Source organism: Nitrospirillum amazonense, from assembly GCF_007828035.1.
GTDB classification, from domain to species: Bacteria; Pseudomonadota; Alphaproteobacteria; order Azospirillales; family Azospirillaceae; genus Nitrospirillum; species Nitrospirillum amazonense.
Genome location: NZ_VITV01000009.1, coordinates 21,521 through 47,696, shown reverse-complemented (window position 1 = coordinate 47,696; position 26,176 = coordinate 21,521). Strand labels below are relative to the sequence as shown.

Sequence of the window (26,176 nt, the reverse complement as noted above, 5' to 3'; positions counted from 1 at the left end):
CCGCATCGGGGGGAAAAAGGTTTTGGGGGTGGTATGAGTGGCGCTTTCTCCGGCTTGGACTGGGCGGTCGTGGGCCTGTATTTCCTGGCCATCGCCGGCGTAGGCTACGCCGTCAACCGGCAGGACAGCGGTGACGCCCGGGATTATTTCCTGGCGTCGGGACAGGTTCCGGCCTGGCTGGCCGCCATCTCGGTCCTGGCCACGACCCAGTCCGCCGCCACCTTCCTGGGCGGCCCCGACTTCGGCTATCGCGGCGATTTCACCTATCTCAGCACCTTCCTCGGCGCCTTCCTGGCGGTGGTGATCGTCGCCCATGTCTTCATCCCGCGTTTCTACGCCCAGAACGTCACCACGGTGTATGAACTGCTGGGCCGCCGTTTCGGCGCGGCGGCCATGAAGGCGGCGGGCGGCATGTTCCTGGTGGGCCGCATCATCGCCGGCGGCGCCCGCCTGTATCTGGCGGCCATCGCCGTGGCCATGATCATCTTTGGCACCGTCACGGCGGCCAATGTGTCCGTCGCGTCTGCCTTCCTCATCCTGGCGTCCTTCCTTTTCGCCTTTCACAAGGGGCTGAAGGCCATCGTCTGGATCGACCTGCTGCAGTTCATCGTCTATGTCGGCGCCGCCATCGGCATCACGCTGCTGCTGCTGCACCGCCTGGACATGCCGCTGGGAGACATGATCCAGGCCCTGTCGGCAGCCCCGGATGGGGCCCAGGGCGGGCATGACAAGCTGCGCCTGTTCGACCTGACGGCCAGCCTCTCCGCCCCCTTCAGCCTGTGGGCGTCGCTGACCGGCATCGTGCTGCTGTTCATCGGCAACTATGCGCTAGACCAGGACACGACGCAGCGCCTGCTGGCCTGCCGTGACGCGCGCACCAGCGCCAAGGGCCTGTACCTGTCCATCGCCGCCGCCATCCCCATCGTCTGGCTGTTCATCGCCATCGGCAGCCTGCTCTACCTGTTCTATCGCGGGCCCGCGGCGGCCGGCGCCGGCCCCGCCCGCGCCTTCCAGGGCGAGGACATCACCGTCCTCATGCACTTCATCCTGACGGAGGCGCCGGCCGGCATCCGCGGCATGATGGCCATCGGCGTCATCGCCACGGCCGTGGGTACCACCATGTCGGCGTTGAACGCCATGTCGTCGGTGCTGATCCAGGATTTCTACCGCCCCTGGCACGCCGCCCGGCACCAGGCCGGTGAACACCATTACGTCATGGCCGGACGCTTCGGCATGGCGGCGGTCAGCGCCGCGACGCTGGTCATGGCCATCGGCTCCTACTACTGGCAGCACTACACGCGGGCGCCGCTGCTGGACTTCGTGCTGTCGGTCATGAACTTCGCCTACGCCGGCCTGCTGGGCGTCTATTTCACCGCCCTGTTCACCAACCGGGGCTCCAGCGTCTCGGTCATGGTGGCGCTGGCCGGCGGCTTCCTCGTCGTGCTGGCCTTGCAGCCGGCCGTGGCCCGGGCCCTGTCCCTGCCGGCGGGCCTCCAGAACCTCGCCTTTCCGTGGCAGCTGTGCGTGGGAACGCTGGCCGCCTTCGCCCTATGCGCGTGCGGGCGCGCCGTCCGCCAGACGGATGGCGCCACGCGGCGCGCGCGCCTTCAGGAGATTTGAATGTCCACCGAAACCTACGGCCGACGCTTCGTCGAGATCGCCGAATGGCCGACCAAGGTCGCGCTGGAGGCGATGCTGGAGGGCCAGCTCGCCGCCGTGTCCTCCGTTTACGGCCAGCTGGACCGCATCGCCGCCGCCAGCGAGGCAGCTGCCGAGCGGCTGCGTGACGGGGGGCGCATCGTCTACATGGGTGCCGGTACCTCCGGCCGCATCGCGGTACAGGACGGTGTGGAACTGACCCCCACCTATAATTGGCCGGCCGACCGCCTGGTGTTCGTGCTGGCCGGCGGCACCCTGGCCGTGACGGAAAGCGTGGAGGGGGCGGAGGATGATGAGGCCGACGCCCGCGCCCAGATTGCGGCGGCGGCCCTCGGTCCCCACGACGTCGCCATCGGTGTCGCCGCCAGCGGCCGCACGCCGTTCACCGTGGCGGGCATCGAGGCGGCGCGGGCCGCCGGCGCCCTCACCATCGGCATCGCCAACAACCCCGGCAGCATCCTGTTGAACGCCAGCGACCACCCCATCCTGGCGGAGACGGGGGGCGAGCCCATCGCCGGCTCCACCCGCATGAAGGCGGGCACGGCGCAGAAGGTGGTCCTTAACCTTTTATCCACGACAATGATGCTAAGACTAGGGCTGGTCTATCGCGGCCTGATGGTGGACATGCGTGTTTCCAACGAAAAGCTGGCGCGCCGTGCCTGCGGTATCGTACAGGAATTGACGGGTGTCTCCGAAGTAGAGGCGGAGGACGCGCTGAAGGTTTCGGACTATAACATCCGCAAGGCCGTCCTTGTCGCTTCGGGCCGCCCCCCGGCGGAGGCCGACGCACTCTTGACCCTGTATCCCAAAGACCTGAAGTCGGCCTTGGCCCACGGCCCCCTTTGACGTGTAATCTCCCCATTTTTGCGATATGTGATCCCGATGCGCGATAAACTGGCCCCCCAGCCCGACGACAGCACCCCGATCTATTTGCAGCTCGCGCGGAAACTGCGGGAACAGATCGCCTCGGGCGGTATCGACCCCGGCAACGCCCTGCCGTCGGAACGCAATCTCAGCGACCTGACCGGCATGTCGCGGGTGACGATCCGCAAGGCCATCGACAAGCTGATCGAGGAAGGGCTGCTGTTCCGCAAGCACGGATCGGGCACCTTCGTGGCGCCGCGGATAGAGGCCCCGGCCTTCCTCAGCGGCTTCAGCGACGATGCCCGCCGGCGCGGCGACAAGCCCGGTGTCATCTGGATGATGAAGGCCTACGCCAGCCCCACGGAGGATGAGGCAGCCATGCTGGAGATCCCGGTGGTGACCAAGGTGGCGCGGCTGAGCCGCATCCGCCTGTCGGATGGGGAACCGCTGGCCATAGAGCATGCGGTGGTGCCGGCGCGCTTTCTGCCAGCGCTGGAGGAACTGGGCGATTCCCTGTACGAGGCCCTGGGCGCCCACGGCTATCGTCCGGTGAAGGGCCAGCAGCGCATCCGCGCCTCGCTCGCCACGCCGACGGAGGCCGGTATCTTCTCCGTCAGGGAGAACGCCGAGGTGCTGCGCATCGAACGCGTGACCCGCCTGGGTGATGGCACGCCGGTGGAATTCACGCGCTCGGCCTATCGTGGCGACCGCTATGAATTCGTGAGCGACCTGCGCTGCGAATGACGCCTGTTCGCCGATCTGTGGGCTAACCGGGGGCGCGGCTGACAGCCGCCAATACCGCATCACAAGCCATAACAGGCGGGGCGCCCGTCTCTCGCTTACTGATTTCGCCGTGGGACTATCCTCTGCGGAAAAGGGAAGCGATCGATGAATTTCCCCCCGGCGACACGCCGTCATTTCCTGGCCGCCACGGCGGCGGCCGGCGCCTTTGGCGCCCTGCCCGGCGCGGTGAGGGCCGCCACGGGCGACGCGGCCATCCGCCCGTTCAAGGTCCAGATCCCGGATGAGGCGCTGGCCGAGATGAAGCGGCGGGTCAACGCCACCATCTGGCCCGAGGCCGAGACCGTGCCCGACGACAGCCAGGGGGTCCGGCTGGCCACCATGCAGTCGCTGCTGCGCACCTGGGGCACGGATTACGACTGGCGCAAACTTGAGGCCAAGCTGAACGCCCTGCCCATGTTCATCACCGAGATCGACGGGCTGGACATCCACTTCATTCATGTGAAGTCCCGGCATCCCAAGGCCCTGCCCATGATCATGACCCATGGCTGGCCGGGGTCCATCCTGGAATTCCTGAAGGTCATCGACCCGCTGACCAACCCCATGGCTCACGGCGGCAGCGCCGACGACGCCTTCCACCTGGTCATCCCCTCCATTCCCGGTTTCGGCTTTTCGGGCAAGCCCTCGGGCAAAGGCTGGGGGTCCGACCGTGTCGGCCGTGCCTGGGGCACGCTGATGCGCCGCCTGGGCTATGAGCGTTACGTTTCCCAGGGCGGCGACTGCGGCTCCGTCATTTCGCAGCGCATGGCGCGGCAAGACGTGCCCGGCCTGATGGCCATCCATCTCAACATGCCCGCCACGGTGCCGGCGGAGATCGCGGCCATCCTGAAGGCTGGCGGACCGGCCCCAGCCACGCTCACGCCCCAGGAGCGGGCGGCGTTCGACGCGCTGGAGACCTTCTACCGCGACAGCTCCGGCTACGCCGACATGATGGTCACGCGGCCGCAGACCATCGGCTATTCCCTGCTGGACAGTCCGGCCGGCCTGGCCGCTTGGATGTACGACAAGTTCGCGACCTGGACCTACAGCGGCGGCCAGCCGGAACGCGTGCTGACGCGGGAGGAGATGCTGGACGACATCTCCCTCTACTGGCTGACCCGCACCGGGGCTTCGGCCGCGCGCATCTATTGGGAAGACCACTCCAACAACTTCAACGCCTTCGACATCAAGACGCTGCCGGTCGCCGTCACCGTCTTCCCCGGTGAGATTTACCGCGCGCCCAAGACCTGGGCAGAACGCTGCTACCACAACCTGGTCTACTTCAGCGAGGCCAGCAACGGCGGCCATTTCGCCTCGTGGGAACAGCCCGAGCTGTTCACGGCCGAGGTGCGCGCCGCCTTCCGCTCACTGCGCTGAGCGGTCCTCTCCCTCCCAAGGAAATGATCATGAAGAAACTCTTCGCCGCCGCCGTCACGGTGGCGCTGCTGACGGCCGGCGTTGCCGCCGCCGAGACGATCGCCAAGCCCCCGAAGCCCACCATCGTCCTGGTGCACGGCGCCTTCGCCGACGCGTCCAGCTGGAACGGTGTCATCCGCACCCTGGAAAAGGACGGCTATCCGGTGGTGGCCGCCGCCAACCCGCTGCGCGGTGTTAAAAGCGATGCCGCCGCCGTGGCCGACGTCGTGGCCAGCATCCCGGGGCCGGTGGTGCTGGTCGGCCATTCCTATGGCGGTTCCGTCATCAGCGAAGCGGCCAATGGCAAGGCCAACGTGCAGTCTCTGGTGTTCGTCGCCGCCTTCGCGCCCGAGGCGGGGGAGACGGCGGCGGGCCTCAGCGGTAAGTTCCCCGGCAGCACTCTGGCCCCCACGCTGGCCCCGGCCGTGACCCTGTCGGATGGGGGCAAGGACCTCTACATCCAACAGGAACGCTTCCCCGACCAGTTCGCCGCCGATGTGCCGGCGGCCGAGGCCAAGCTGATGGCGGCGACGCAACGCCCCATCGCCCAGGCCGCCTTGGGCGAGGCGTCGGGCGAGGGCGCCTGGCACCGTGTTCCTTCCTGGTTCGTCTACGGCGACCAGGACAGGAACATTCCGCCCCAGGCCCTGGCCTTCATGGCCGAGCGGGCGCATTCCCACGGCACGGTGGTGGTCAAGGGCGGATCCCACGTCGTGATGGTGTCGCATCCCGGCACCGTCGCCGCCCTGATCGAAAAGGCCGCCGCCAGCCCGGCGCCCTGATCGCAGAAAAGGGGAAGGCCCGTGTACCGCATCGGCACCACGGCATCGACACCGTCATCGGCGCGGCCCGCTCATAAGGCCTCACGACACATAACGGGCCTGTCCGGCACCGATCGTTATTCTGAGCTCTGACGAAAACGCAACGCGGGCGGGACGGGACTCCCCCCGCCGGATCAAAGGTGATTGGGTCATGAACCTCACGAACCCCTTCGACAAGATCGACCAGCGGCGGCGCCAGCTGCTGGGGGCCGGCGCCGCGGCGGCCGTGGCTGCCACCTTAGGGGGCATGGCGTCCGCCCGGGCGGCGGCCGCCACGCCCACCGCCAAGCCGGCGGGCGGCGGCGCCGACCCCTTCGCGTCGCTGAAGCGGATCGACGCTGGCCCCCTGACCGTGGGCTACGCCGACATCGGGCCCGCCGATGGCAAGCCGGTGCTGCTGTTCCACGGCTGGCCCTATGACATCCACGCCTTCGCGGAGGTGGCACCCAAGCTGGCCGCCGCCGGCTATCGCGTGATCGTGCCCCACCTGCGCGGCTATGGCACGACGCGCCTGCGCGACACCAACGCGATGCGCAATGGCGAGCAGGCGGCCCTGGCCGTGGACGCCATCGCCTTCATGGACGCGCTGAACATCCGCCAGGCGGTGGTCGCCGGCTTCGACTGGGGCGCGCGTACCGTCAACATCCTGGCCGCGCTGTGGCCGGAGCGCTGCAAGGCCATGGTGTCGGTCAGCGGCTATCTCATCGGCAGCCAGGCGGCCGGCAAGGCCCCGCTGCCGCCGGCGGCGGAGCTGCAGTGGTGGTACCAATTCTATTTCGCCACCGAACGCGGCCGGGCAGGCTATGCCGCCAACACTCATGAGTTTTCCAAGCTGATCTGGCGCCTAGCCTCGCCGAAGTGGGGCTTCGACGACGCCACCTTCGATCGCTCCGCGGCGTCCTTCGACAATCCGGACCATGTCGATATCGTCATCCACAACTACCGTTGGCGGCTAGGCCTGGCGGAAGGCGAGGCGCAATTCGATGAGCTGGAGAAGCGGCTGGCCCAGGCGCCCGCCATCGGTGTCCCCACCATCACCATGGAAGGCGATGCCAACGGCGCCCCGCATCCGCAGCCGGCGGCCTACGCCAAGAAGTTCACCGGCAAGTACGCCCATCGCCTGGTGACCGGCGGCATCGGGCACAACCTGCCGCAGGAGGCGCCCGAGGACTTTGTCCGCGCCGTCATCGATGCCGACAAGATGTGAGGGACGTGCCATGCGACTGTTCACAAGCACGCTGCTGGTGGCTGGCACGCTAGCCGCCACGGCCCTGTCCTTGGCGCCGACGGGGGCGTCGGCCGAAGGGGCGCGGGATGGCGCGAATGCCGGCGCCGCCTCCCCCCTCTATGGCGTGACCATTCCCGAGGGATATCGCGCCTGGCAGCTGGTGGCGCCGGCGCAGGAGGCGGCGCCCTTGGATGAGCTGCGCGCCATCGTGGGCAACACCACGGCCATCAAGGCCTATCAGGCGGGCACGCTGCCGTTCCCGGACGGCACCGTCCTGGTGAAGCTGGCATGGAAGCATACCCAGTCGCCAGAGTTCGCCACCGCCTCCGTTCCCGGGGCGGCGACCACGGTGCAGATCATGGTCAAGGACAGCAAGCGCTACGCCGCCACCGGGGGCTGGGGCTTCGGCCGTTTCGTCAACGGCCAGCCAGCGGACCAGGCCCAGCATGAAACCTGCTGGGGCTGCCACCAGGCGCTGGTGGCGGACCGGGATTATGTCTTCACCCGGTATGCGCCCTGATGCGGCCGCGCCGCTGTCTTTGAATTTAAGGACATCTCATGACCACGCATAACGCGGCGCCGACTCTGGACCCCAACCTGATCGAACGGGTGCGGACGGCGGAGGATGGCTGGAACCTGCGCGATCTCGATGTCGTGGTCCTCAGCCACCGCATAGACTGCCACTGGCGCAGCCGTGCCGACTTCCTGTGGGGGCGGGAGCAGATCCGAACCTTCGTCACCCGCAAATGGCGCCGCGAGATCGAGATGCGGACCATCAAGGAACTTTGGGCGTCGCATGGCGCCCGCGTCGCCGTCCGCTTCGCCAGCGAGTTCCGCAACGACAGCGGCACCTGGTTCCGCGCCTACGGCAACGAGGCATGGCAGTATGACGAAACCGGCCTGATCTGCCGTCGCCTGACCAGCGTGAACGAGCATCCCATACAGGAACATGAGCGCATGCTGCGCTGGCGGCTGGGTGTCCGCCCCGCCGACCACCCCTCGCTTTCAGAGCTGGGACTGTAAGGCTTGGGGTTGTGCCGCCGTCCTAGCTTTCCACCGGCGCGCTCCTTAGCTCTTGCCCGCGTGTCTCGGGCAGCAGGAAGGCGGCCAGCAGGACCAGGGCATAGGCGGCAATGGCGTACAGGCCGATGGCATGGCGGAGCCCCAGGCCCAGGATGCTGCCACCGATCAGCAAGGGCGTGATGCCCGCCATGCCCCGCCCGAAATTATAGCAGAAGCCCAGGCCGGACCCGCGCAGAGCGGTCGGATATAGCTCCGCCAGGACGGCGCCGATGACGCTGAACATGCCCAGCGCGAAGAAGCCCAATGGGAAGCTCAACAGCAACAGCGCCTGGTCGGACACGGGATAGAGCGTGCAGGCCAGCAGCAGCGCGGTGGCGCCCAGGGCGAAACTGGCCAGGGTTTTCCGCCGGCCTTTGCGGTCGCCCAGCCAGGCGCCGAAGGCGTAGCCCAGGAAGGACCCGGCCACCAGCGCGCCGAAATACAGGCTGGCGGTGCCGGTGGAAAACCCCCGTTCCGCCTTCAGCATGGCCGGCCACCAGGTGGCGATGGCCCAATAGCCGCCGTGCATGCCGGTGGTCAGCAGGCAGCCCTTGAGGGTGGAGGGCAGCACGGGGGCGGCGAAAATGCCGTTCCACGCGGGCCGGGCGCGCGTCAATTGCAGGAAGGCCTCGGTCTCGCTCATGCGCGTGCGGTAGATAAACACCAGAAGGGCCGGCGGCAGCCCAATCATGAAGGGCGCCCGCCACCCCCAGTCCGGCGGCAGCAGCGCGGGGATCAGGGTGGCGCTGGCGGCGGCCAGGCCCCAGCCCACCGGCCAGGCGCTCTGCGCGGCACCTACCATGCGGCCCCGGAATTCCGGGGCTGCGGCCTCCGCCACCAGGACGGCGCCCACCGTCCATTCGCTGCCGAAGCACAGCCCCTGGAACGCCCGTGCCGCCAGGAACGACACGTAGCCGTCGACCAGGCCGCACAGGCAAGTTGAAACGGCCAAGCCCAGGATGGTGACCTTCAGCAGCCGGACGCGGCCCAGCCGGTCGGCCAGCATCCCCGCGATCCAACCGCCGGCGGCGGAAGAGACCAGGGTGACCGTGGCCAGCAGGCCGGCCTGCGCATGGGTCAAATTCCATAAGGCCACCAGGACGGGCAGCATGAAGGCGTACAGCTGCACATCCATGGCATCCAGACTGAACCCCGCGAACGAGGTCCAGAATGCCAGGCGGGAATTGGTTCCCAACTTACAATACCAGTGTGCGCGCATCGCCGAGACTGACCATGTTCCGGGTCCGCTGTATAGGGGCCGCTGGTCTGGATTCATATGTCTCACAAGGCCTAACGCGCTCTAACTTGCGGGGAAGGGATGAAAGCACCACACATTTGTCCTCGATGTCAGCGCGCCTTCGGCCGGGACCTGCCCACCCGTGGCCCTGGCGATGGCTTGTGACTCGACCGCGCTGCGAAAAGGCGGCAGTTTGTGAACGACATGTCTTCCTCTTCCCAAATCCCCCCGGTCCAGGTTTCACTGCTGGACGGCCCGGTAGCCTTTGGTCCCTTCCGCCTGACCGTGGGCGAACGCCTGCTGACCCGGGACGGCGCTCCGGTCGAGATCGGCGGCCGCACCTTCGATCTGCTGGTCGCCCTGGTGGAACAGCCCGGCCGCGTGCTCGCCAAGCGCGACTTGCTGAAGCGCGTGTGGCCTGACGTGGTGGTGGAGGATGGCAGCCTGCGTTTCCATATGGCGGGCCTGCGCAAGATTCTGGGCGATGGCGAGAACGGCGCCCGCTATATCGCGACCCAGGTGGGCGTGGGCTACGCTTTCGTTGCCACCCTGCAGCGGGCGGCCCCGGCGGCGGAAACGCCGGCGGTCGCCCCTTTGGCCCCCCGTGACGGCGGCCTCTATTCCATGGACGCCGCCGGCCGTCTGCCGGCCCGCCTGCCGCGGGTCTTCGGTCGGGAAGCGGACGTGCAATTGCTGACGGGCCGTGTGCCGGAAACGCCGCTCTTCACCATCGTCGGCGCCGCCGGCGTGGGCAAGACCACCCTGGCGGTGGAGATGGGGCACATGCTGATGCCCCACTTCGACGGCAAGGTGCGCTTCGTCGATCTGGGCACCCTGGAAGATCCGGCCTTGCTGGCTTCCGCCATCGCGGCGGCGTTGGGCACGCTGGTCCAGTCCGAAGACCCCATGGCGGTCATCCTGGGTCATGTCCGCCAGGAACATCTGTTGCTGATCCTGGACAACTGCGAGCATCTGGTGGACGCCGTGTCGCGGGTGGTGGAGCGCCTCATCGACGCCGCCCCCCAGGTCCGTATCCTTGCCACCAGCCGCGAGCCGCTGCGCGTGCGGGCGGAGCATGTGCACTGGCTGGGCTCGCTGGCCTATCCCGATGCCGGTGCCGAGGGCCTGTCGCTGGACACGCTGCTGGCCTATCCGGCGGTGGCGCTGTTCGTGGAACGGGCGTCGGCCGGCAACAGCGCGTTGCGCTTCGATGTCGACGCCGTCCGCCTGGTATCCGACATGTGCGGCCGGCTGGACGGCATGGCCCTGCCCATCGAACTGACGGCCGTGCGGGTGGCGGCCCACGGGCTGGAGGCAACGGCCCAGCTGCTGGGGGAGCGGTTCAGCCTGGCCTGGGCCGGACGCCGCACCGCCCTGCCGCGCCAGCAGACCCTGCAGGCCACCCTGGATTGGAGCTACAACCTGCTGCCGGAGGCGGAGCGCCTGACCCTGGAACGCCTGTCGGTCTTCCTGGGCCCGTTTTCCATCGACGCGGCGCTGCAGGTGGTGACGGATGAGGACGTGCCCACCGACGCGGCCGTGGCGGCCTTGGATGAGCTGACCACCAAGTCGCTGGTTTCCCCCGACCGCCTGGGCAACGCCAGCACCTATCGGCTGCTGGAAATGACCCGCGCCTACGCCCGGGAAAAGCTGCTGGGCCGGGGACCGCAGGCCTTCCACACCGTTGCCCGGCGGCACGCGGCCTTTTTCGTGGCCAAGCTGGAGGAGCCGGCCTTTTCCGATCGGCGCTGCCTGGATCGCTTCCATTACTTCTCGCGCCAGCTGGGCAACATACGCAGCGCCCTGGATTGGAGCTTCGGCCCCGATGGCGATGTGGCGTTGGCCGTCCGCCTGGCGGCGGCGAGCGTGCCGGTTTTCACCAACATGTCGCTGCTGGTGGAATGCCGCGACTGGTGCGCGCGGGCCGTGGCGCACCTGGACGGTCACCGCGACACGGCGGTGGAGCTGGAGATCCAGGCGGCGCTGGGCCTGGCGCTGATGTTCACCCGTGGCAACAGCGAGGCGGCGGAGACGGCGCTGCGCCGCGCGCTGACGGTGGCCATCGCCCTGGACGACCATTGGAGCCAGCTGCGCCTGCTGGGACGCCTGCAGATTTTCCATGAGAGGATCGGCGACTACGCGACGGCCCATGGCTGGGCCGACATGGCGGTGAAGGTGGCCGAGGTGATCGATACGCCGGAGGCGGCGGCCGTCGCGGCCTCCCTGGCCGGCATCTCACACCACCTGGCGGGGGACCAGGCCAGCGCGCGCCAGGAACTGGAGTTTTCCATCCGGCAGAGCATGCCGTCCGACCGGCGGCGGACGATCTATTACGGCTTCGACCACCGCAACCGTTCGGGTATCGCGCTGGCCCGCGCGCTGTGGCTGATGGGCCACGCCGACCAGGCCCGGGCCGTGGCCGCCCGCACCGTGCGCGAGGCGGCGGGGCTGGAGCACGCGGTCACTCACTGCATCGCTCTGCTGTGGACGCTGTCGGTCGACCTGTGGGCGGGCGATCTGGAGAAGGCGGAAGTCAGCCTGGCCAACTTCGCCCGCGCCGCCGAGGTCAACGCCCTGGGGCCGTACATCGCCGCCAGCGGGGGCCTGCGGGGGGAACTGGCCGTCCAGCAGGGCCGCGCCGGCGACGCGCTGGACTGGCTGGAGGAAAGCCTGGCCCGCCTGCGCGCCGCCCGGTATGAGCTGCTGACCACCACCTTCAGCCTGGCGCTGACGCAGGGCCTCAAGCTCAGCGGCCGCCAGGGGGAGGCGTTGGACCTGGTGGACGCCGCCATCGACCGCTGCACAGCCAGCGGCGAACTGTTCACCATGCCCGAGCTGCTGCGCGTCAAGGCCGATGTCCTGCGGACCCTGCCGGGCCGCGACGCGGCGGAGGTGGAGGCGCTGCTGCACGACGCGTTGGCGTGGAGCCGCCGGCAGGCCGCCAAGGCATGGGAACTGCGCGCTGCGATCGACCTCGCCCGCCTTTGGATGGACCAGGGGCAGCCGGGCCGGGCGCTGGCCCTGCTGCGGCCCCTGCGCGACGGCTTCCAGGAAGGGCTGGATACAGCCGACCTGCGTGCCGCCGACCAGCTGCTGCTTATGCTGGCGGATCTGCCGGGAACGGCCGATGGCGGTGGCGCGCTGTCGGCCTGGCCTTGGTGATGCAGCGGCCTTAAGGTCGGGGCCGGCGGACGGCGCGCAGCGTGCCGCTGTCGCCGCCGCCGCAGAAGAAGCGGTCGCCGCCATCGGATTCCAGCCCGGATACGCCCGCGCCGGCCGGCATGTCCAATTGTTCCAGGACCTCGCCCGTGCGCGGGTCGATGTGGCGAAGGTCGCTTTCGCCCCCTTCCCAGGTCCCGTGCCACAGCTCCCCGTCGACCCAGGTGACCCCGGTGACGAAGCGGTTGGTCTCGATGGAGCGCAGGATGGCTCCCGTCTCGGGGTCGATCTGGTGGATCTTGCGGGCGCGGTATTCCCCGACCCACAGCGTGCCCTCCGCCCAGGCCAGCCCGGAATCGGCACCCCCGGCCGGGGCGGGAATGGTGGACAGCACCTGGCCGGTGGCGGGGTCCAGCTTCTGGATGCGGTTCTCGGCGATCTGGTACAGGTGCCGCCCGTCGTAGGCTGTGCCGGCGTGGGCTGCGACCTCGATGGAACGCCGCACGGCGCCGCCTTCCGGGTCCAGGGCGTTCAGCCGGTCGCCCGCGGCGAACCAGACCTGCTGGCCGTCATAGGTCACCCCGTGCACGCGGTCGACGTCGGGGAAGGGGCCGTATTCGCGCAGTATTTCAGCGGCTGATCGTTTCATGGGGGTCGCCTCCGGTGGATGTCGTCCCACGCTAATCGCCCGGCAGGAAGGCGGGGAGTAACAAGGTCGTCGTGAATCCTGGCAGGGGCGGGGTGGTCCAGCGCCGCGCCCGGCCCTGGCCGAAGGCCTGCGCCCTGCCCGCCGCCGCCAGCGTTTCCAGCACGCGCTGGACGGTGCGCTGGCTGGTGCCCAGCGCCATGGCCAGGGCGGAACTGGACCATGGCTCGCCATCCGCCAGCAAGGCCAGCACGCTGGCCAGCGCATCCTCCTCCGGCAGGGTCAGCACCGCCACGTCGGCCGCTTCCAGGGGCTGCAGGGCGAACCCCTGCCTGGTGGTCTGCACCTGGGCCAGCGGCCGCAGCAACGCCCGCAGCCGCCCGATTTCCACCCGCAGGCGCGCCCGGTGGGACTCGTCGGCGTCCTTGGCGCGGAAGGCGCGGGCCACAAGCGTCTGTCGCGACACGTCGGCCGGCCAGGCCTCGGCCAGCGAACGGGCCAGCGTGAACAGGACGGGGCGGCGGGTCAGCGCAACCAGGGTGCCGCCGGCGCGTACCGTCAGGCGGCAGGCATCCACGACCAGCATGGGCGCGGCCTGCAGCGCCTCGACTTCCTCCAGCGTCAGCAGCCGCTGCGTTCCCCGTACCAGCAGGCGGGCGGCTGGCAGCGTCAGGGCGCGGGCGGCAGCGTCCACCTCCGCCATCAGGGCCGGGATGCCAGCTTGTCGCGCGGCGTGTCCGGCGCGGGCCAGGGCCGCGCGGGCCGGTTCCGCCCGCACGCGCCGCAGGGCGACGCCGGCCACCACCAGTTCATGGACGGCGCGTAGCGCGGGCGGGAAGGGGGTGGGGTCCAGCAGGGCCAGCGCCCCCTCCGCCTCATCCAGCCGGCCGACCAATAGCAGGCGCCGGATTTCCAGGTACCGGGCGTGCGCCGCATTCACGCGGTCGCCGCGCGCCTCCAGCACCTCGCGCGCCCGATCCAGCGTCGTCGCGGAAAAGCCGAGGTCGCGCGCGGCCAGCGCGATTTCCGCCTCCGCCACGACACAACGCGCACGTGCCACGGCCTCCTGCGGGCCGAAGCCGCGCATGGCGTCACGCAGCAGCGCCCGCGCCCGGGGAAGATCGCCCAGCTGCGCCATGGCGATGCCGCGCAGAGCCAGGGCCGGCGGGTCACCGCGCAGGGCGACGCGGTTCAGCGCGCCCAGCGGGTCGCCCCGGGCCAATGCCCGTCCGGCGGCCGTGATCAGCGAGTCCATGCGAATCCCGTCACACTTGTCACTCCCGACCCTCCGGCGCCCAGGCCCAGTCTGGCCCCGACCACCGCCCCCTGTCCCCGGTGTAAGGGGCGGGTGGATATACTGATGGAGAGAAAATGATGACACCACATGTGACGGGAACGCGGGAAGAGTGGCTGGCGGCGCGGCTGGACCTGCTGGAGGCAGAGAAGGCGCTGACGCGCGAGAGCGATGCGCTGGCGCAACGTCGCCGGGCCTTGCCCTGGGTGCGGGTGGACAAGGATTACCGCTTCGAAACCGACGGCGGTCCCGCCACGCTGGCCGACCTGTTCGGCGGGCGCTCGCAGCTGATCGTCTATCACTTCATGTTCGGGCCCGATTACACGGCGGGTTGCCCCTCGTGCTCCATGATTGCGGACGGCTTCAACGGCTTCGCGGTCCACCTGGCCAACCATGACGTGGCGCTGGTGGCGGTGTCGCGGGCGCCGCTGGCCAAGCTGCAGGCCTATAAGCGGCGCATGGGCTGGACCTTCCCCTGGGCGTCATCGGCCGGCGGCGACTTCAATTTCGACTACAACGTCGCCTTCACCGAGGCGGAGCAGCGCGACGGCCGTATCGAGTACAACTACAAGCGCGGCGGCCACGCCATGGACGCGACGACGGTGGTGCCGGAACCGGTGGCCCGGTTCGCGGCCACCTGCGGCACCGACGCGCCCACCTATACCCGCGACCGGCCGGGCATGAGCGCGTTCGCGTGCGGCGACGACGGCGCCCTCTACCACACCTACTCGACCTATGCGCGGGGCCTGGACAGCCTATGGGGCGCCTACCAATGGCTGGACCGCGCGCCACTGGGCCGCAACGAGGGCGGCGTCTGGTGGCGCCGGCATGACGAGTACGGCCCGCAACGTTGAGGGGGGGGGCCGGGGGCGCCGTCTTGGCGGCATCCCGGGCCCTTGCCCTCCTTCCACAGGAGATGGGACATGTGGTTTAGCGGACTTCCACGCATTGCGGATTGGCTGCGCCTGGCCGCGGCACCGACCTTCGCCGTCATGGCGGCGGTCACGGCCATTCAGGAGGCCGCGCGGCCGGCGATGCTCTGCATCACCCCGGCGGACGCGTGGCCCCTGGGCGGGATGACGCAGATGTACCTGCTGATGGCCATTTTCCACCTGGGGCCTTGGCTGGCGCCGGCGGGCCGCCAATCCAACACGCATCTGGGGCAGCCACCGCGCCGAAAAGATGATATGAACCCTTCTGCCCAAGTAAAGATTGGCTGGCGGAAGCCTTGAATTACCTGGGAGCAGCAAGCACCGGGCTTTGGTCAAGTAACATAAGAATTTTCGGGAGAGGGATTTTAATGTTTTGTGATCAAGCTGCCGGCGGTGCCGCGTGAGCGAAGTGTCGGGAGGGCTGGTTCGCGGCCTTAAGAACCGTCATGTGCAGATGATCGCACTGGGCGGCGCCATCGGATCGGGATTGTTTCTGGGCTCGGCGCAGGCCATCCACAAGGCCGGACCCAGCCTGCTGCTGGCCTATGCGCTGGGTGGCATGGCGGTGTTCTTCATGGCGCGGGCGCTGGGTGAGCTGCTGCTCTACCGCCCGGTGGCCGGTTCCTTCGCCACGTACGCCCACGAATTCGTGGGGCCCTGGGCCGGCTTCGTCTCCGGCTGGTCCTACTGGTTCCTGTGGGTCATGGTCGGCATCGCCGAGCTGACGGCGGTCGGCGTCTATATCCGTTACTGGTTCCCCAACTTGCCGCAATGGGTGCCGGTGCTGGCCATGCTGGGCGTGCTGCTGGCGGCCAACCTGCGCAGCGTGAAAGTGTTCGGCGAGTTTGAATTCTGGTTCGCACTGATCAAGGTCCTGGCCGTCGTCGCCCTGCTGATCTTCGGCGTGGCGGTGCTGGGCTTCGACGCCGGCGGTCTGGGCACCCACGCCAGCGTCTCCAACCTGTGGACCCACGGCAGCATCTTCGCCAACGGCACCATGGCGACCTTGCTGGTCTTTCCGGCCGCCCTGTTCGCCTTCGGCGGCATCGAACTGATCGGCGTGACGGCGGGCGAGGCGGAGGATCCGGGCAAGACCCTGCCGCGCGCCATCAACGGCGCCCTGCTGCGCATCCTGGTGTTCTACATCGGCGCTATCGTGGTGATCATGTCGCTGGTGCCGTGGGACCAGATCTCCCCCGATTTCAGCCCCTTCGTCACGGTGTTCGACCATTTCGGCATTCCCGCCGCCGCCGGGGTGATCAATTTCGTGGTGCTGACGGCCGCCGCCTCGGCCTGCAACAGCGGCATCTTCTCCTGCGGCCGCATGCTGCACACCCTGGCCAACGCCAAGGAGGCGCCGCCCTATTTCGCCACGCTCAGCGACCAGCGTGTGCCCACGCGCGGCATCATCGCCTCGGTGGTGTTCATGCTGGCCGGGGTGCTGGTGAACTACGTCGCGCCCGAACAGGCCTTCATCTACGTGATAAGCACAGTGGTGGTGATCCAGCTGTGGACATGGTCCATCATCATCATCTCTCACCTGCTCTACCGTCGCGCCGTGGCGGCGGGGCGGGCGGCGCCGTCGCCCTACCGCATGCCCGGCGCGCCGTGGACGGGGTATCTGACGCTGGCCTTCTTCGCCCTGACCCTGGTGCTGCTGGCGTTTGACGACAACACCCGCCTGGCCCTCTACGTCGCCCCCGCCTGGGTGGTGGCGATGGTCGTCGGCTGGCAGGTGGCCAAAAGGGGATGACCGCCGGGCGGGATGCCCGGTCCCGTCAGGATCGGGCTTTCCCCCGCCGTCGCACGTTCTTGCCGACAATGGCGGCGATGATCAGCGAGAAGGCCGCCAGCCGCAGGCCGAACGCCCACAGGTATTCCCCCTGCGCCACATCGGCGAAGGTGGTGATCGCCTGGTTGATGGCCAGCAGCCCGAAGGCGGTGGCGAAAGCCAGGAACAACGTGTCCCGCACCCGTACCCAGAACCGTAGGAAGAAAAGGCCGACCAGGAAATAGCCCAGCGTCACGCCGCCGGACAGGTAGCTCAGCACCTTGACGGACACTTCCATCCCAGCCCCCATCACTCCGTCTCCCAGATAAGTCCGACCAGCAGGATGCCGACGGAGACCAGGGCGGTCACCGTGCGCAGCGGACGCAGGTCCACGTCGGGCAGCACGACGAAATCCAGGAACAGCAGGAAGTTGTTGATCGCGAGGCCGGTGAAGCAGAGCGCGCTCCACAGCAACAGGCGTGACCGGTCCTGCAGGTATTTGCGGATCAGAAGAACCATGCACAGAAAGCTGGTGGCCCCACACAGCAGGTAGACGGCCGCTGCAAGCGTCGGCATGGCCTCAATCCTTGCTCAGTTTGAAGGCGTCGGCGAAAGACTTGATACGCGAATTTGGGGACGAGAGGATGGCTCTCATGACGGATAGCGGCTGCTCGGCATAGGCGGTCTCGAGGTCGCGCACGAAAGCCTCCAGGATGGGCCCGGCCGGCTGGAACCGGTGGGCGTCGCCTTCCGCGACGACCAGGCCCGCCTGGGCAAGGGGGACCAGCGCCCCCTCGATCGCGGTGGCGCTGCTGCGCAGATGCAGGATCAGTTCAGGCACCGTCCACGCCCGGTCACGTCCCCGGTACAGGAACAGGAGGGTCTCCAACGCCCAGACGGAGGGGGTGGAGAGGCGCAAGAGATGAAGGTGCCGTTCGGAAAGCATGGCGGTTACCGTCTAGTCCCCGGTGGCCTATGGCCGCCCGCGGCGTCGCCGCGGGCCCGGGATCTGCCTCCAATAATGGGGGTGGAAATGTCAGGCGAGACTGGCGACCTGCCCCGTGGCGAAGACGCGGACGGGGGGCGACGCGGCGGGGCCGATGAGCGTCAGCAGGGCGCGCTCCAGGTCGGACAGCCGCACCGGCTTCTGCAGGACCGGCACGCCATGATAGCGGCCATCCATCGTCACCTTGTCGTACCCGGTAAGGAAGATGAAGGGCACGCCCGCGTCCGCCAGCAGATCGGCCACCGGATAGATCGGCGTGCCCTGCAGGTTGACGTCCAGGATGGCGCAATCGATGCCACCGGCCTTGGCCAGGCCCAGGGCCTGGGGCAGGGTGCCGACGGGGCCGACCACCGCCATGCCCAGATCCAGCAGCGCCTGCTCCATCATCATGGCCACCATGGCCTCGTCATCCACCACCAGGACCCGCAGCCCGGGGGGAAGGTGGTGGGCCGGGGCGGCGGGTTCCGGCGCCGGTGGGGCGACGGGGGCGGCGTCATCGGCCACCAATTTCCCCACCTCGCTCATGGGAATGCTGAAGGTGCAGATCAGGCCGGTGGGCAGCCAGTTCATCTCGACCCGGCCGGACAATTGCCGTTCCACGCTCTCGGTGATGGCGCGGATGCCGAAGCCGCGCGACCGTGGCGACGTTGCCGAAGGGCCGCCGGTTTCCCGCCACGTCAGGGTCAGGACGTCCGCGCGGGCGTGCCAAGTCAGCCGGACGCTGCCGGTCGGCACCGACAGCGATCCGTATTTGGCGGCGTTGGTGGCCAGTTCATGGATGCTGAGCGCCAGCGACTGGGCGGTGGCGGGCAGCAACATCACGTCCGGGCCGTCGAACACCACGCGCGGCATGTCGCCGGACTGATATGGGGCCATTTCCTCGCGCACCAGCCGCACCAGCTCGGCGCCCTGCCAGCGGGAATTCGACAGCAGCGTGTGTACCCAGGCGATGGCGCCGATGCGCCCCTCGACCGCTTCCACGAACTCGGGGACGGACGGCGCCCGGGTGAGGCGCAGCACCGACTGGACGACGGCCAGGGCGTTCTTGGCCCGATGATCGACCTCGCGGGCCAGCATCATCTGCCGGGCCTCGGCATCCTTGCGCTCGGTGATGTCGAAGGTGACACCGCTCAGCCGGCGGGGGCGGCCGTCCGCGTCGCCGGTGGGGGCCGCGGCCGCGAAGCACCAGCGGATGGCGCCGTCGGGCCGGATGATGCGAAACTCTTCGCCATAGCGCTGGCCGGTGGTGGCGGCCTGGCGGATGGCCCGGATCTGTGCCTCGCGGTCCTCGGGGTGGAACAGGGCCCAGGCGCTGCCGGCGGTGACGGCGAAGCGGGCGGGGTCGGTGCCGAAGATGCGGTGCTGGGCGTCGTCCCACATCAGTTCGTCGGTGTCGGCGTTCCAGTCCCAAGACCCCATGCCGCCCGCGGCCAGGGCCAGGCTGCGCCGCCGCTCGCTCTGCTGCAGGCGGGCGGCCGTGTGCTCCAGGTCGGCGGTGCGCTCCGCCACGCGGCGCTCCAGCTCGGCGTTCAGCTGCTCCAGCTGGCGGGTCTTGCGGTGCAGCTCGACGAAGACGCGGACCTTGGCGCGCAAGACCTCAGGCACCACAGGCACGGGCACGTAGTCGACCGCCCCCGCCTCATAGCCGCGCAGCCGATCGACGTCCGACATCATGACCGCCGAGATGAAGATCATGGCGGTCTTCTCGAAGCGGGGATGGCTGCGGATCATCTCGGCCAGTTGGAAGCCGTCCAGATCCGGCATGCAGACATCGACCAGGATGACGGCGATGTCGTGCCGCAGCAGATGCTCCAGCGCCTCGCGGGCGGAGCCGGCCTTGATCAGGTTCTCCCCCAGCTCGCTCAGGATGACCTCGTAGCTGAGAAGCTTGGCCGGCTGGTCATCCACCAGGAGTATGTTGGCCTTGGGCGTGACGTCCATGGTGAAGCGTCCCCTCAGCGATGCAGCCACATGCGCAACGCCGACAGCAATTGCTCGGTGTTGACCGGTTTGGCCAGGTAATCAGAGGCCCCCGCTTCCAGGCATTTCTCACGATCGCCCTTCATCGCCTTGGCCGTCAAGGCGACGATGGGCAGCCGGCGGAAGGCCGGGTTGGCGCGGATGACGCCCATGGTCTGGTAGCCGTCCATCTCCGGCATCATGATGTCCATCAGCACGATGGCGATGTCGGGGGTCTGCTCGATCAGGGTGATGGCCTCGCGCCCCGTGGTGGCCGCCAGCACGCGCATGCCCCGGCGTTCCAGCACGCTGGACAGGGCGAAGATGTTGCGGGCGTCGTCGTCCACCAGCAGCACGGTGCTGCCTACCAGATCCTCGTCCGATCCGTGCAGCCGCTCCAGCATGCGGCGCTTGTCCGCGGGCAGGTCGGCCACCACCCGGTGCAGGAACAGCGAGGTTTCGTCCAAGAGCCGCTCTGGCGATTCCACGCCCTTGACGACGATGCTGCGCGCCATGGCGTGCAGCTTGGCGTCCTCTTCCGCGGACAGCTCGCGCCCGGTGAAGACGATCACCGGCACGTCGCACAGGTTGCTGTCGGCGCTGATGACCTCCAGCACCTCGAACCCCGTCATGTCGGGCAGGCGCAGGTCCAGCACCACGCAGTCGCACGGCTTCTCGCGCAGGGTCCTCAGCGCCTCCGCCCCGGTTCCGGCGGCCAAGACCTCGATGTCGTCGTGGCCCAGCAGCTCGGTGATGCTCATCAGCTCGGCGGCGTTATCCTCCACCACCAGCAGGCGCTTGCGCCGCGGCTGGGCGTATTCCTTGATCCGCTCCAGCGCGCTGTCCAGCACGTCCGGCGAGGTCGGCTTGGACATGAAGGAGAAGGCACCCCGGGCCAGTCCGTGCTGCCGGTCCTCGTCCAGGGTGATGATCTGCACGGGGATGTGGCGGGTGGCGGGGTTGTGCTTCAGCTGGCTCAACACCGTCCAGCCCAGCATGTCGGGCAGGAACACGTCCAGCGACACCGCCGTCGGCTGATACTGGCGCGCCAGGTCCAGGGCGTCGATGCCGCGCATGGCGACCAGAACCTTGAAGCCCTTGTCGCGGGCCAGGTCGACCATCACCCGGCTGTAGTGCGGGTCATCCTCGACGATCAGCAGGATGGCATCGCCGGGTTGGATATCCAGCCGGTCGTCCACCACCTGCTCCAGCGCGCGCTCCGGCAGGCCGGCGGCATGCCGCCAGTTGGCGTCGGCCGGCACTAGGGCGGGGCGGTGGTCGTTGGCAGCGGCATTGGACGCCACGGCACGGGCGGTGTGGACGGGGGCCAGATAGGTGGCCGGAATGTACAGGGTGAAGGTGCTGCCGCTGCCAGGCGTGCTGCGTAGGTGGATTTCACCGCCCAGCAGGTTGGCCAGCTCGCGGCTGATGGCCAGGCCCAGGCCGGTGCCGCCATACTTGCGGCTGGTGCTGGCGTCGGCCTGCTGGAAGGCCTCGAAGATGATCTTCTGCTTCTCGGTGGGAATGCCGATGCCGGTGTCGCTGACCTCGAAGGCCACCACCTTGGGCGACTGCTTCAGGATGGGATGGTCTGACGACCAGCCGCTGGCCGGCGCCGAGACGGTAAGGCGCACGCCGCCCGTCTCGGTGAACTTGAAGGCGTTGGACAGCAGGTTCTTCAGCACCTGCTGCAGGCGCTTGCTGTCGGTGGTGAGCGTCCGGCCCAGCGTCGGGTCCAGCTGCACGTCGAAGGCCAGCCGGCGGTTTTCCGCCTCATGCCGGAAGGGCCGCGCCACGGTGTCCAGCAGGTTGCTGAAGAAGATCTCCTCCGCTTCCACCGAGACGGTGCCGGACTCGATCTTCGACAGGTCCAGGATGTCGCTGATCAGGTTCAAAAGGTCGGTGCCGGCGCCGTGGATTGTGCGGGAGAATTCCACCTGCTTGGGCGTCAGATTGCCGTCCGGGTTCTCGCTCAGCTGCTGGCCCAGGATGAGGATGGAGTTTAGCGGCGTGCGCAGCTCGTGGCTCATGTTGGCCAGGAACTCCGACTTGTACTTTGAGGTCAGGGACAGTTCCGTCGCCTTTTCCTCCAGCGCGCGGCGGGCCTGTTCGATCTCCTGGTTCTTGCGCTCCACCTCGACATTGCGCTCGGCCAGCTGCTGCGCCTTCTGTTCCAGCTGTTCGTTGGTCTGCTGCAACTCACCCTGCTGCGCCTGCAGTTCGGCGGCCAGCTGCTGCGATTGCTTCAGCAGGCCTTCCGTCTGCATCGTCGCCTCGATGCTGTTCAGCACGATGCCGATGCTGGCGGTCAGCTGCTCCAGGAAGGTCATCTGCAGGCCGGTGAAGGCCGTCATGGACGCCAGCTCGATCACCGCCTTCACCTGGCCCTCGAACTGCACGGGCAGGACCACGACGCTTTGCGGGATGGCCTTGAACAGGCCGGAGGAGATGGGCACGACGTTGGCCGGCATCTCTGTGATCAGGATGCGGCGCTTGTCGGCGGCGCACTGGCCGATCAGCCCCTCGCCGATCTGCAGGCGTTGCGGGTGGCCGTGGGTGGCGTCGTCGGCATAGCCCGAGACCAGCTTCAGGCTGCGCGGGCCTTCCTCATCCATCTGGTAGATCACGCCCTGGTGGGCGCCGACCAGGGGTGTCAGCTCCGTCAGCAGCATGCGGCCCACGGTGGACAGGTCGCGCTGGCCCTGCAGCATGTTGGTGAAGCGGGCCAGGTTGGTCTTCAGCCAGTCCTGTTCGGTGTTGCGGTCGGTGGTCAGCCGCAAATTGTCGATCATCGTGTTGATGTTGTCTTTCAGCTCCGCCACCTCGCCGCGGGCATCGACCTGGATCGAGCGGGTCAGGTCGCCCTTGGTCACGGCGGTCGCCACCTCGGCGATGGCGCGCACCTGGGTCGTCAGGTTGGCGGCCAGCAGGTTGACGTTGCCGGTCAGGTCCTTCCAGGTGCCGGCCGCACCCGGCACGTTGGCCTGGCCGCCCAGGCGCCCTTCCACGCCCACTTCGCGCGCCACGGTCGTCACCTGGTCGGCGAAGGTGGCCAGCGTGTTGGTCATGTTGTTGATGGTCTCGGCCAGGGCCGCCACCTCGCCCTTGGACTTCACCGCCAGGTTCTGCTTCAGGTCGCCGTTGGCGACGGCGGTCACCACCTTGACGATGCCGCGCACCTGTTCCGTCAGGTTGGCGGCCATGACGTTCACGGTGTCGGTCAGGTCCTTCCAGGTGCCGGCCACGCCGGGCACCTGGGCCTGGCCGCCCAGCTTGCCCTCGGTGCCGACCTCGCGGGCCACGCGTGTCACCTCGCCGGCAAAGGCGTTCAGCTGATCCACCATGGTGTTGATGGTGTTCTTCAGCTCCAGGATTTCGCCCTTTACGTCCACGGTGATCTTGCGCGACAGGTCGCCGCGCGCCACGGCCGTGGTCACTTCCGCGATGTTGCGCACCTGGGTGGTCAGGTTGGCGGCCAGCAGGTTGACGTTGTCGGTCAGGTCCTTCCAGGTGCCGCCCACGCCGGGCACCACCGCCTGGCCGCCCAGGCGGCCCTCGGTGCCCACCTCGCGCGCCACGCGCGTCACCTCGGCCGCGAAGGAGCGCAACTGCTCCACCATGGTGTTCAGCGTTTCCTTCAGCAGCAGGATCTCGCCGCGCACGTCCACGGTGATCTTCTTGGACAGGTCGCCGTTGGCGATGGCGGTGGCCACCTCGGCGATGTTGCGCACCTGGGCCGTCAGATTGCCGGCCATGAAATTCACGCTGTCGGTCAGGTCCTTCCAGGTGCCGGCGACACCGGATACCTGGGCCTGGCCGCCCAGCTTGCCTTCGGTGCCGACCTCGCGGGCCACGCGCGTCACCTCGGCGGCGAAGGCGTTCAGCTGGTCCACCATGGTGTTGATGGTGTTCTTCAGCTCCAGGATTTCGCCCTTCACGTCCACGGTGATCTTGCGCGACAGGTCGCCGCGCGCCACGGCCGTGGTCACCTCCGCGATGTTGCGCACCTGGTCGGTCAGGTTGGAGGCCATGAAGTTGACGCTGTCGGTCAAGTCCTTCCAGGTGCCGGCGACGCCGGGCACCTGCGCCTGGCCGCCCAGGCGGCCCTCGGTGCCCACCTCGCGGGCCACGCGCGTCACCTCGCCGGCGAAGCGGTTCAGCTGATCCACCATGGTGTTCAGCGTTTCCTTCAGCTGAAGGATCTCGCCGCGCACGTCCACGGTGATCTTGCGCGACAGGTCGCCGTTCGCGATGGCGGTGGCGACCTCGGCGATGTTGCGCACCTGGCCGGTGAGGTTGCCGGCCATGGAGTTCACGCTGTCGGTCAAATCCTTCCAGGTGCCGGCGACGCCGGGCACCTGGGCCTGGCCGCCCAGCTTGCCGTCGGTGCCCACCTCGCGCGCCACGCGCGTCACTTCGGCGGCGAAGGCGTTCAGCTGGTCCACCATCGTGTTGATGGTTTCCTTCAGCTGCAGGATTTCGCCGCTGACGTTGACGGTGATCTTCTTGGACAGGTCGCCCTGGGCCACGGCGGTGGCGACCTCGGCGATGTTGCGTACCTGGCCGGTGAGGTTGCCGGCCATGGAGTTGACGTTGTCGGTCAAATCCTTCCAGGTGCCGGCGACGCCGGGCACCTGGGCCTGTCCACCCAGCTTGCCCTCGGTGCCGACCTCGCGGGCCACGCGGGTCACCTCGGCGGCGAAGGCGTTCAGCTGGTCCACCATGGTGTTCAGCGTTTCCTTCAGCTGAAGGATCTCACCCTTCACGTCCACGGTGATCTTGCGCGACAGGTCGCCGTTGGCCACGGCGGTGGCGACCTCGGCGATGTTGCGCACCTGGTCGGTCAGGTTGCCGGCCATGGAGTTCACGCTGTCGGTCAGATCCTTCCAGGTGCCGGCCACGCCGCGCACCATGGCCTGTCCGCCCAGCTTGCCCTCGGTGCCGACCTCGCGGGCCACGCGCGTCACCTCGCCGGCGAAGGCGTTCAGCTGGTCCACCATGGTGTTGATGGTTTCCTTCAACTGCAGGATTTCGCCGCTGACGTTGACGGTGATCTTCTTGGACAGGTCGCCGTTGGCGATGGCGGTGGACACTTCCGCGATGTTGCGCACCTGGGCCGTCAGGTTGCCGGCCATGAAGTTCACGTTGTCGGTCAGGTCCTTCCAGGTGCCGCCCACGCCGGGCACCACCGCCTGTCCGCCCAGCTTGCCCTCGGTGCCGACCTCGCGGGCCACGCGCGTCACCTCGCCGGCGAAGGCGTTCAGCTGGTCCACCATGGTGTTGATGGTGTTCTTCAGCTCCAGGATTTCACCGCGCACGTCCACGGTGATCTTGCGCGACAGGTCGCCGCGCGCCACCGCCGTGGTCACCTGGGCGATGTTGCGCACCTGGTCGGTCAGGTTGCCGCACATGGCGTTGACCGAGTCCGTCAGGTCCTTCCAGGTACCGGCGACGCCGGGGACGATGGCTTGGCCGCCCAGCTTGCCATCGGTGCCGACCTCGCGCGCCACGCGCGTCACTTCCGACGCAAAGGACCGCAGCTGGTCCACCATGGTGTTGATGGCTTCCTTCAGCTGCAGGATCTCGCCGCGCACGTCCACGGTGATCTTCTTGGACAGGTCGCCGTTGGCCACGGCGATGGTCACCTCCGCGATGTTGCGCACCTGGGCCGTCAGGTTGGACGCCATGGAGTTCACGGATTCCGTCAGGTCCTTCCAGACGCCCGTCACCTCGCGCACCTGGGCCTGGCCGCCCAGCTTGCCGTCGGTGCCCACCTCGCGTGCCACGCGCGTCACTTCCGAGGTGAAGACGTTCAGCTGCTTGATCATGGTGTTGACGATGGTGGCGGAACGCAGGAACTCGCCCTGCAGCGGCCGGCCGTCCACATCCAGCGGCACCGTCTGCAGCAGATCGCCGCGCGCCACGGCGGTGATGGCGCGGGTCACTTCCGTCGTCGGCCACAACAGGTCGTCGATCAGCGAATTGACCGACCCTTCCATGTCGCCCCAGGACCCGCTGGACAGGTTGAACTTCACGCGCTGGCGCGTCTTGCCCTCGCGGCCCACGACCTGGCCCACCCGCTCCAGCTGCTGCGCCATGCGTTCGTTGGCGGCGACGATCTCGTTGAAGGTGTCGGCGATCTTGCCTAGGACACCGACATGGTTGCCGGACATACGGACGGAGAAGTCGCCGACCTTCACCGCCTGCAAAGCCTCCAGCAACTGGTACAGCTCCGCCCCACCGGGGGGAGGGCTGTCCAACGCCACGGTGGAAACGGGGACGGCGTCGGCGGTGTCGTGCTGGAGCTGCAAGGAAGCCTCCCGGCGTGGGCCCGGCTGGGCC

At 68.3% G+C, this 26,176-nt stretch carries 19 protein-coding genes; 11 read left to right on the top strand and 8 right to left on the bottom strand.

Annotation, left to right across the window (positions count from 1 at the left end; translation table 11 throughout):
* The first annotated feature begins 33 nt into the window (after positions 1-33).
* The 8 genes from FBZ87_RS22155 to FBZ87_RS22120 all read left to right on the top strand — a co-directional run bounded on the left by FBZ87_RS22155 (position 34) and on the right by FBZ87_RS22120 (position 7,791).
* Positions 34-1,620 (top strand): sodium:solute symporter family transporter, encoded by a 1,587-nt coding sequence (locus tag FBZ87_RS22155; RefSeq protein WP_145612775.1) that lies wholly within the window; start codon positions 34-36, stop codon positions 1,618-1,620.
* Positions 1,621-2,505 carry an N-acetylmuramic acid 6-phosphate etherase gene (locus FBZ87_RS22150; RefSeq protein ID WP_145612774.1) on the top strand — a complete coding sequence of 295 codons (885 nt, stop codon included), beginning with the start codon at positions 1,621-1,623 and terminating at the stop codon, positions 2,503-2,505.
* 36 nt (positions 2,506-2,541) lie between these two features.
* A complete protein-coding gene (locus FBZ87_RS30130) occupies positions 2,542-3,267 on the top strand; it encodes a GntR family transcriptional regulator (RefSeq protein WP_145612773.1) in 726 nt (241 codons plus the stop codon).
* Positions 3,268-3,411: 144 nt separating this feature from the next.
* Entirely contained in the window at positions 3,412-4,680 is a 1,269-nt protein-coding gene (locus FBZ87_RS22140) for an epoxide hydrolase family protein (RefSeq protein WP_145612772.1), read from the top strand.
* A gap of 29 nt (positions 4,681-4,709) precedes the next feature.
* The gene (locus tag FBZ87_RS22135; RefSeq protein ID WP_145612771.1) at positions 4,710-5,501 is read left to right on the top strand and encodes an alpha/beta fold hydrolase; all 792 of its coding nucleotides are present in this window, start codon (positions 4,710-4,712) and stop codon (positions 5,499-5,501) included.
* A 190-nt stretch (positions 5,502-5,691) separates the two neighbouring features.
* A complete protein-coding gene (locus tag FBZ87_RS22130; RefSeq protein WP_145612770.1) occupies positions 5,692-6,747 on the top strand; it encodes an alpha/beta fold hydrolase in 1,056 nt (351 codons plus the stop codon).
* Between the two features lie 10 nt (positions 6,748-6,757).
* Positions 6,758-7,288, top strand: a complete 531-nt coding sequence (locus tag FBZ87_RS22125) for a cytochrome P460 family protein (RefSeq protein WP_145612769.1) — start codon at positions 6,758-6,760, stop codon at positions 7,286-7,288.
* A gap of 38 nt (positions 7,289-7,326) precedes the next feature.
* Positions 7,327-7,791 carry a DUF1348 family protein gene (locus FBZ87_RS22120; RefSeq protein WP_145612768.1) on the top strand — a complete coding sequence of 155 codons (465 nt, stop codon included), beginning with the start codon at positions 7,327-7,329 and terminating at the stop codon, positions 7,789-7,791.
* 22 nt (positions 7,792-7,813) lie between these two features.
* Here FBZ87_RS22120 and FBZ87_RS22115 read toward each other — a convergent pair whose 3' ends face one another.
* On the bottom strand, positions 7,814-9,049 hold the full coding sequence (locus FBZ87_RS22115) for an MFS transporter (RefSeq protein ID WP_145612767.1): 1,236 nt from the start codon (positions 9,047-9,049) through the stop codon (positions 7,814-7,816).
* A gap of 222 nt (positions 9,050-9,271) precedes the next feature.
* On the opposite strand from FBZ87_RS22115, the gene FBZ87_RS22110 reads away from it, so the two are divergent.
* Positions 9,272-12,229, top strand: coding sequence for an ATP-binding protein (locus FBZ87_RS22110; protein ID WP_145612921.1), 2,958 nt, complete (start codon positions 9,272-9,274; stop codon positions 12,227-12,229).
* A gap of 10 nt (positions 12,230-12,239) precedes the next feature.
* On the opposite strand, the gene FBZ87_RS22105 is transcribed toward FBZ87_RS22110, so the two are convergent.
* Positions 12,240-12,875, bottom strand: coding sequence for a Vgb family protein (locus FBZ87_RS22105; protein ID WP_145612766.1), 636 nt, complete (start codon positions 12,873-12,875; stop codon positions 12,240-12,242).
* 31 nt (positions 12,876-12,906) lie between these two features.
* Positions 12,907-14,127, bottom strand: a complete 1,221-nt coding sequence (locus FBZ87_RS22100) for a helix-turn-helix domain-containing protein (protein WP_145612765.1) — start codon at positions 14,125-14,127, stop codon at positions 12,907-12,909.
* Positions 14,128-14,243: 116 nt separating this feature from the next.
* Between FBZ87_RS22100 and FBZ87_RS22095 the strand changes: the two genes are divergently transcribed.
* Complete coding sequence (locus FBZ87_RS22095; protein ID WP_145612764.1) at positions 14,244-15,020, top strand: DUF899 domain-containing protein; 777 nt, start codon at positions 14,244-14,246, stop codon at positions 15,018-15,020.
* 532 nt (positions 15,021-15,552) lie between these two features.
* Entirely contained in the window at positions 15,553-16,851 is a 1,299-nt protein-coding gene (locus tag FBZ87_RS22090) for an amino acid permease (RefSeq protein ID WP_145612920.1), read from the top strand.
* 25 nt (positions 16,852-16,876) lie between these two features.
* Here FBZ87_RS22090 and FBZ87_RS22085 read toward each other — a convergent pair whose 3' ends face one another.
* From FBZ87_RS22085 to FBZ87_RS22065, 5 genes are all read right to left on the bottom strand, one after another.
* Positions 16,877-17,167 carry a DUF5985 family protein gene (locus tag FBZ87_RS22085; RefSeq protein ID WP_145612763.1) on the bottom strand — a complete coding sequence of 97 codons (291 nt, stop codon included), beginning with the start codon at positions 17,165-17,167 and terminating at the stop codon, positions 16,877-16,879.
* An 11-nt stretch (positions 17,168-17,178) separates the two neighbouring features.
* Positions 17,179-17,445, bottom strand: a complete 267-nt coding sequence (locus FBZ87_RS22080; RefSeq protein ID WP_145612762.1) for a DUF5985 family protein — start codon at positions 17,443-17,445, stop codon at positions 17,179-17,181.
* 4 nt (positions 17,446-17,449) lie between these two features.
* Complete coding sequence (locus FBZ87_RS22075; protein WP_145612761.1) at positions 17,450-17,815, bottom strand: hypothetical protein; 366 nt, start codon at positions 17,813-17,815, stop codon at positions 17,450-17,452.
* A gap of 90 nt (positions 17,816-17,905) precedes the next feature.
* A complete protein-coding gene (locus tag FBZ87_RS22070) occupies positions 17,906-19,816 on the bottom strand; it encodes a response regulator (RefSeq protein WP_145612760.1) in 1,911 nt (636 codons plus the stop codon).
* A 14-nt stretch (positions 19,817-19,830) separates the two neighbouring features.
* Positions 19,831-26,145: a HAMP domain-containing protein gene (locus FBZ87_RS22065; RefSeq protein ID WP_211107063.1), complete on the bottom strand. Its 6,315-nt coding sequence runs from the start codon at positions 26,143-26,145 to the stop codon at positions 19,831-19,833.
* Between the last annotated feature and the right edge of the window lie 31 nt (positions 26,146-26,176).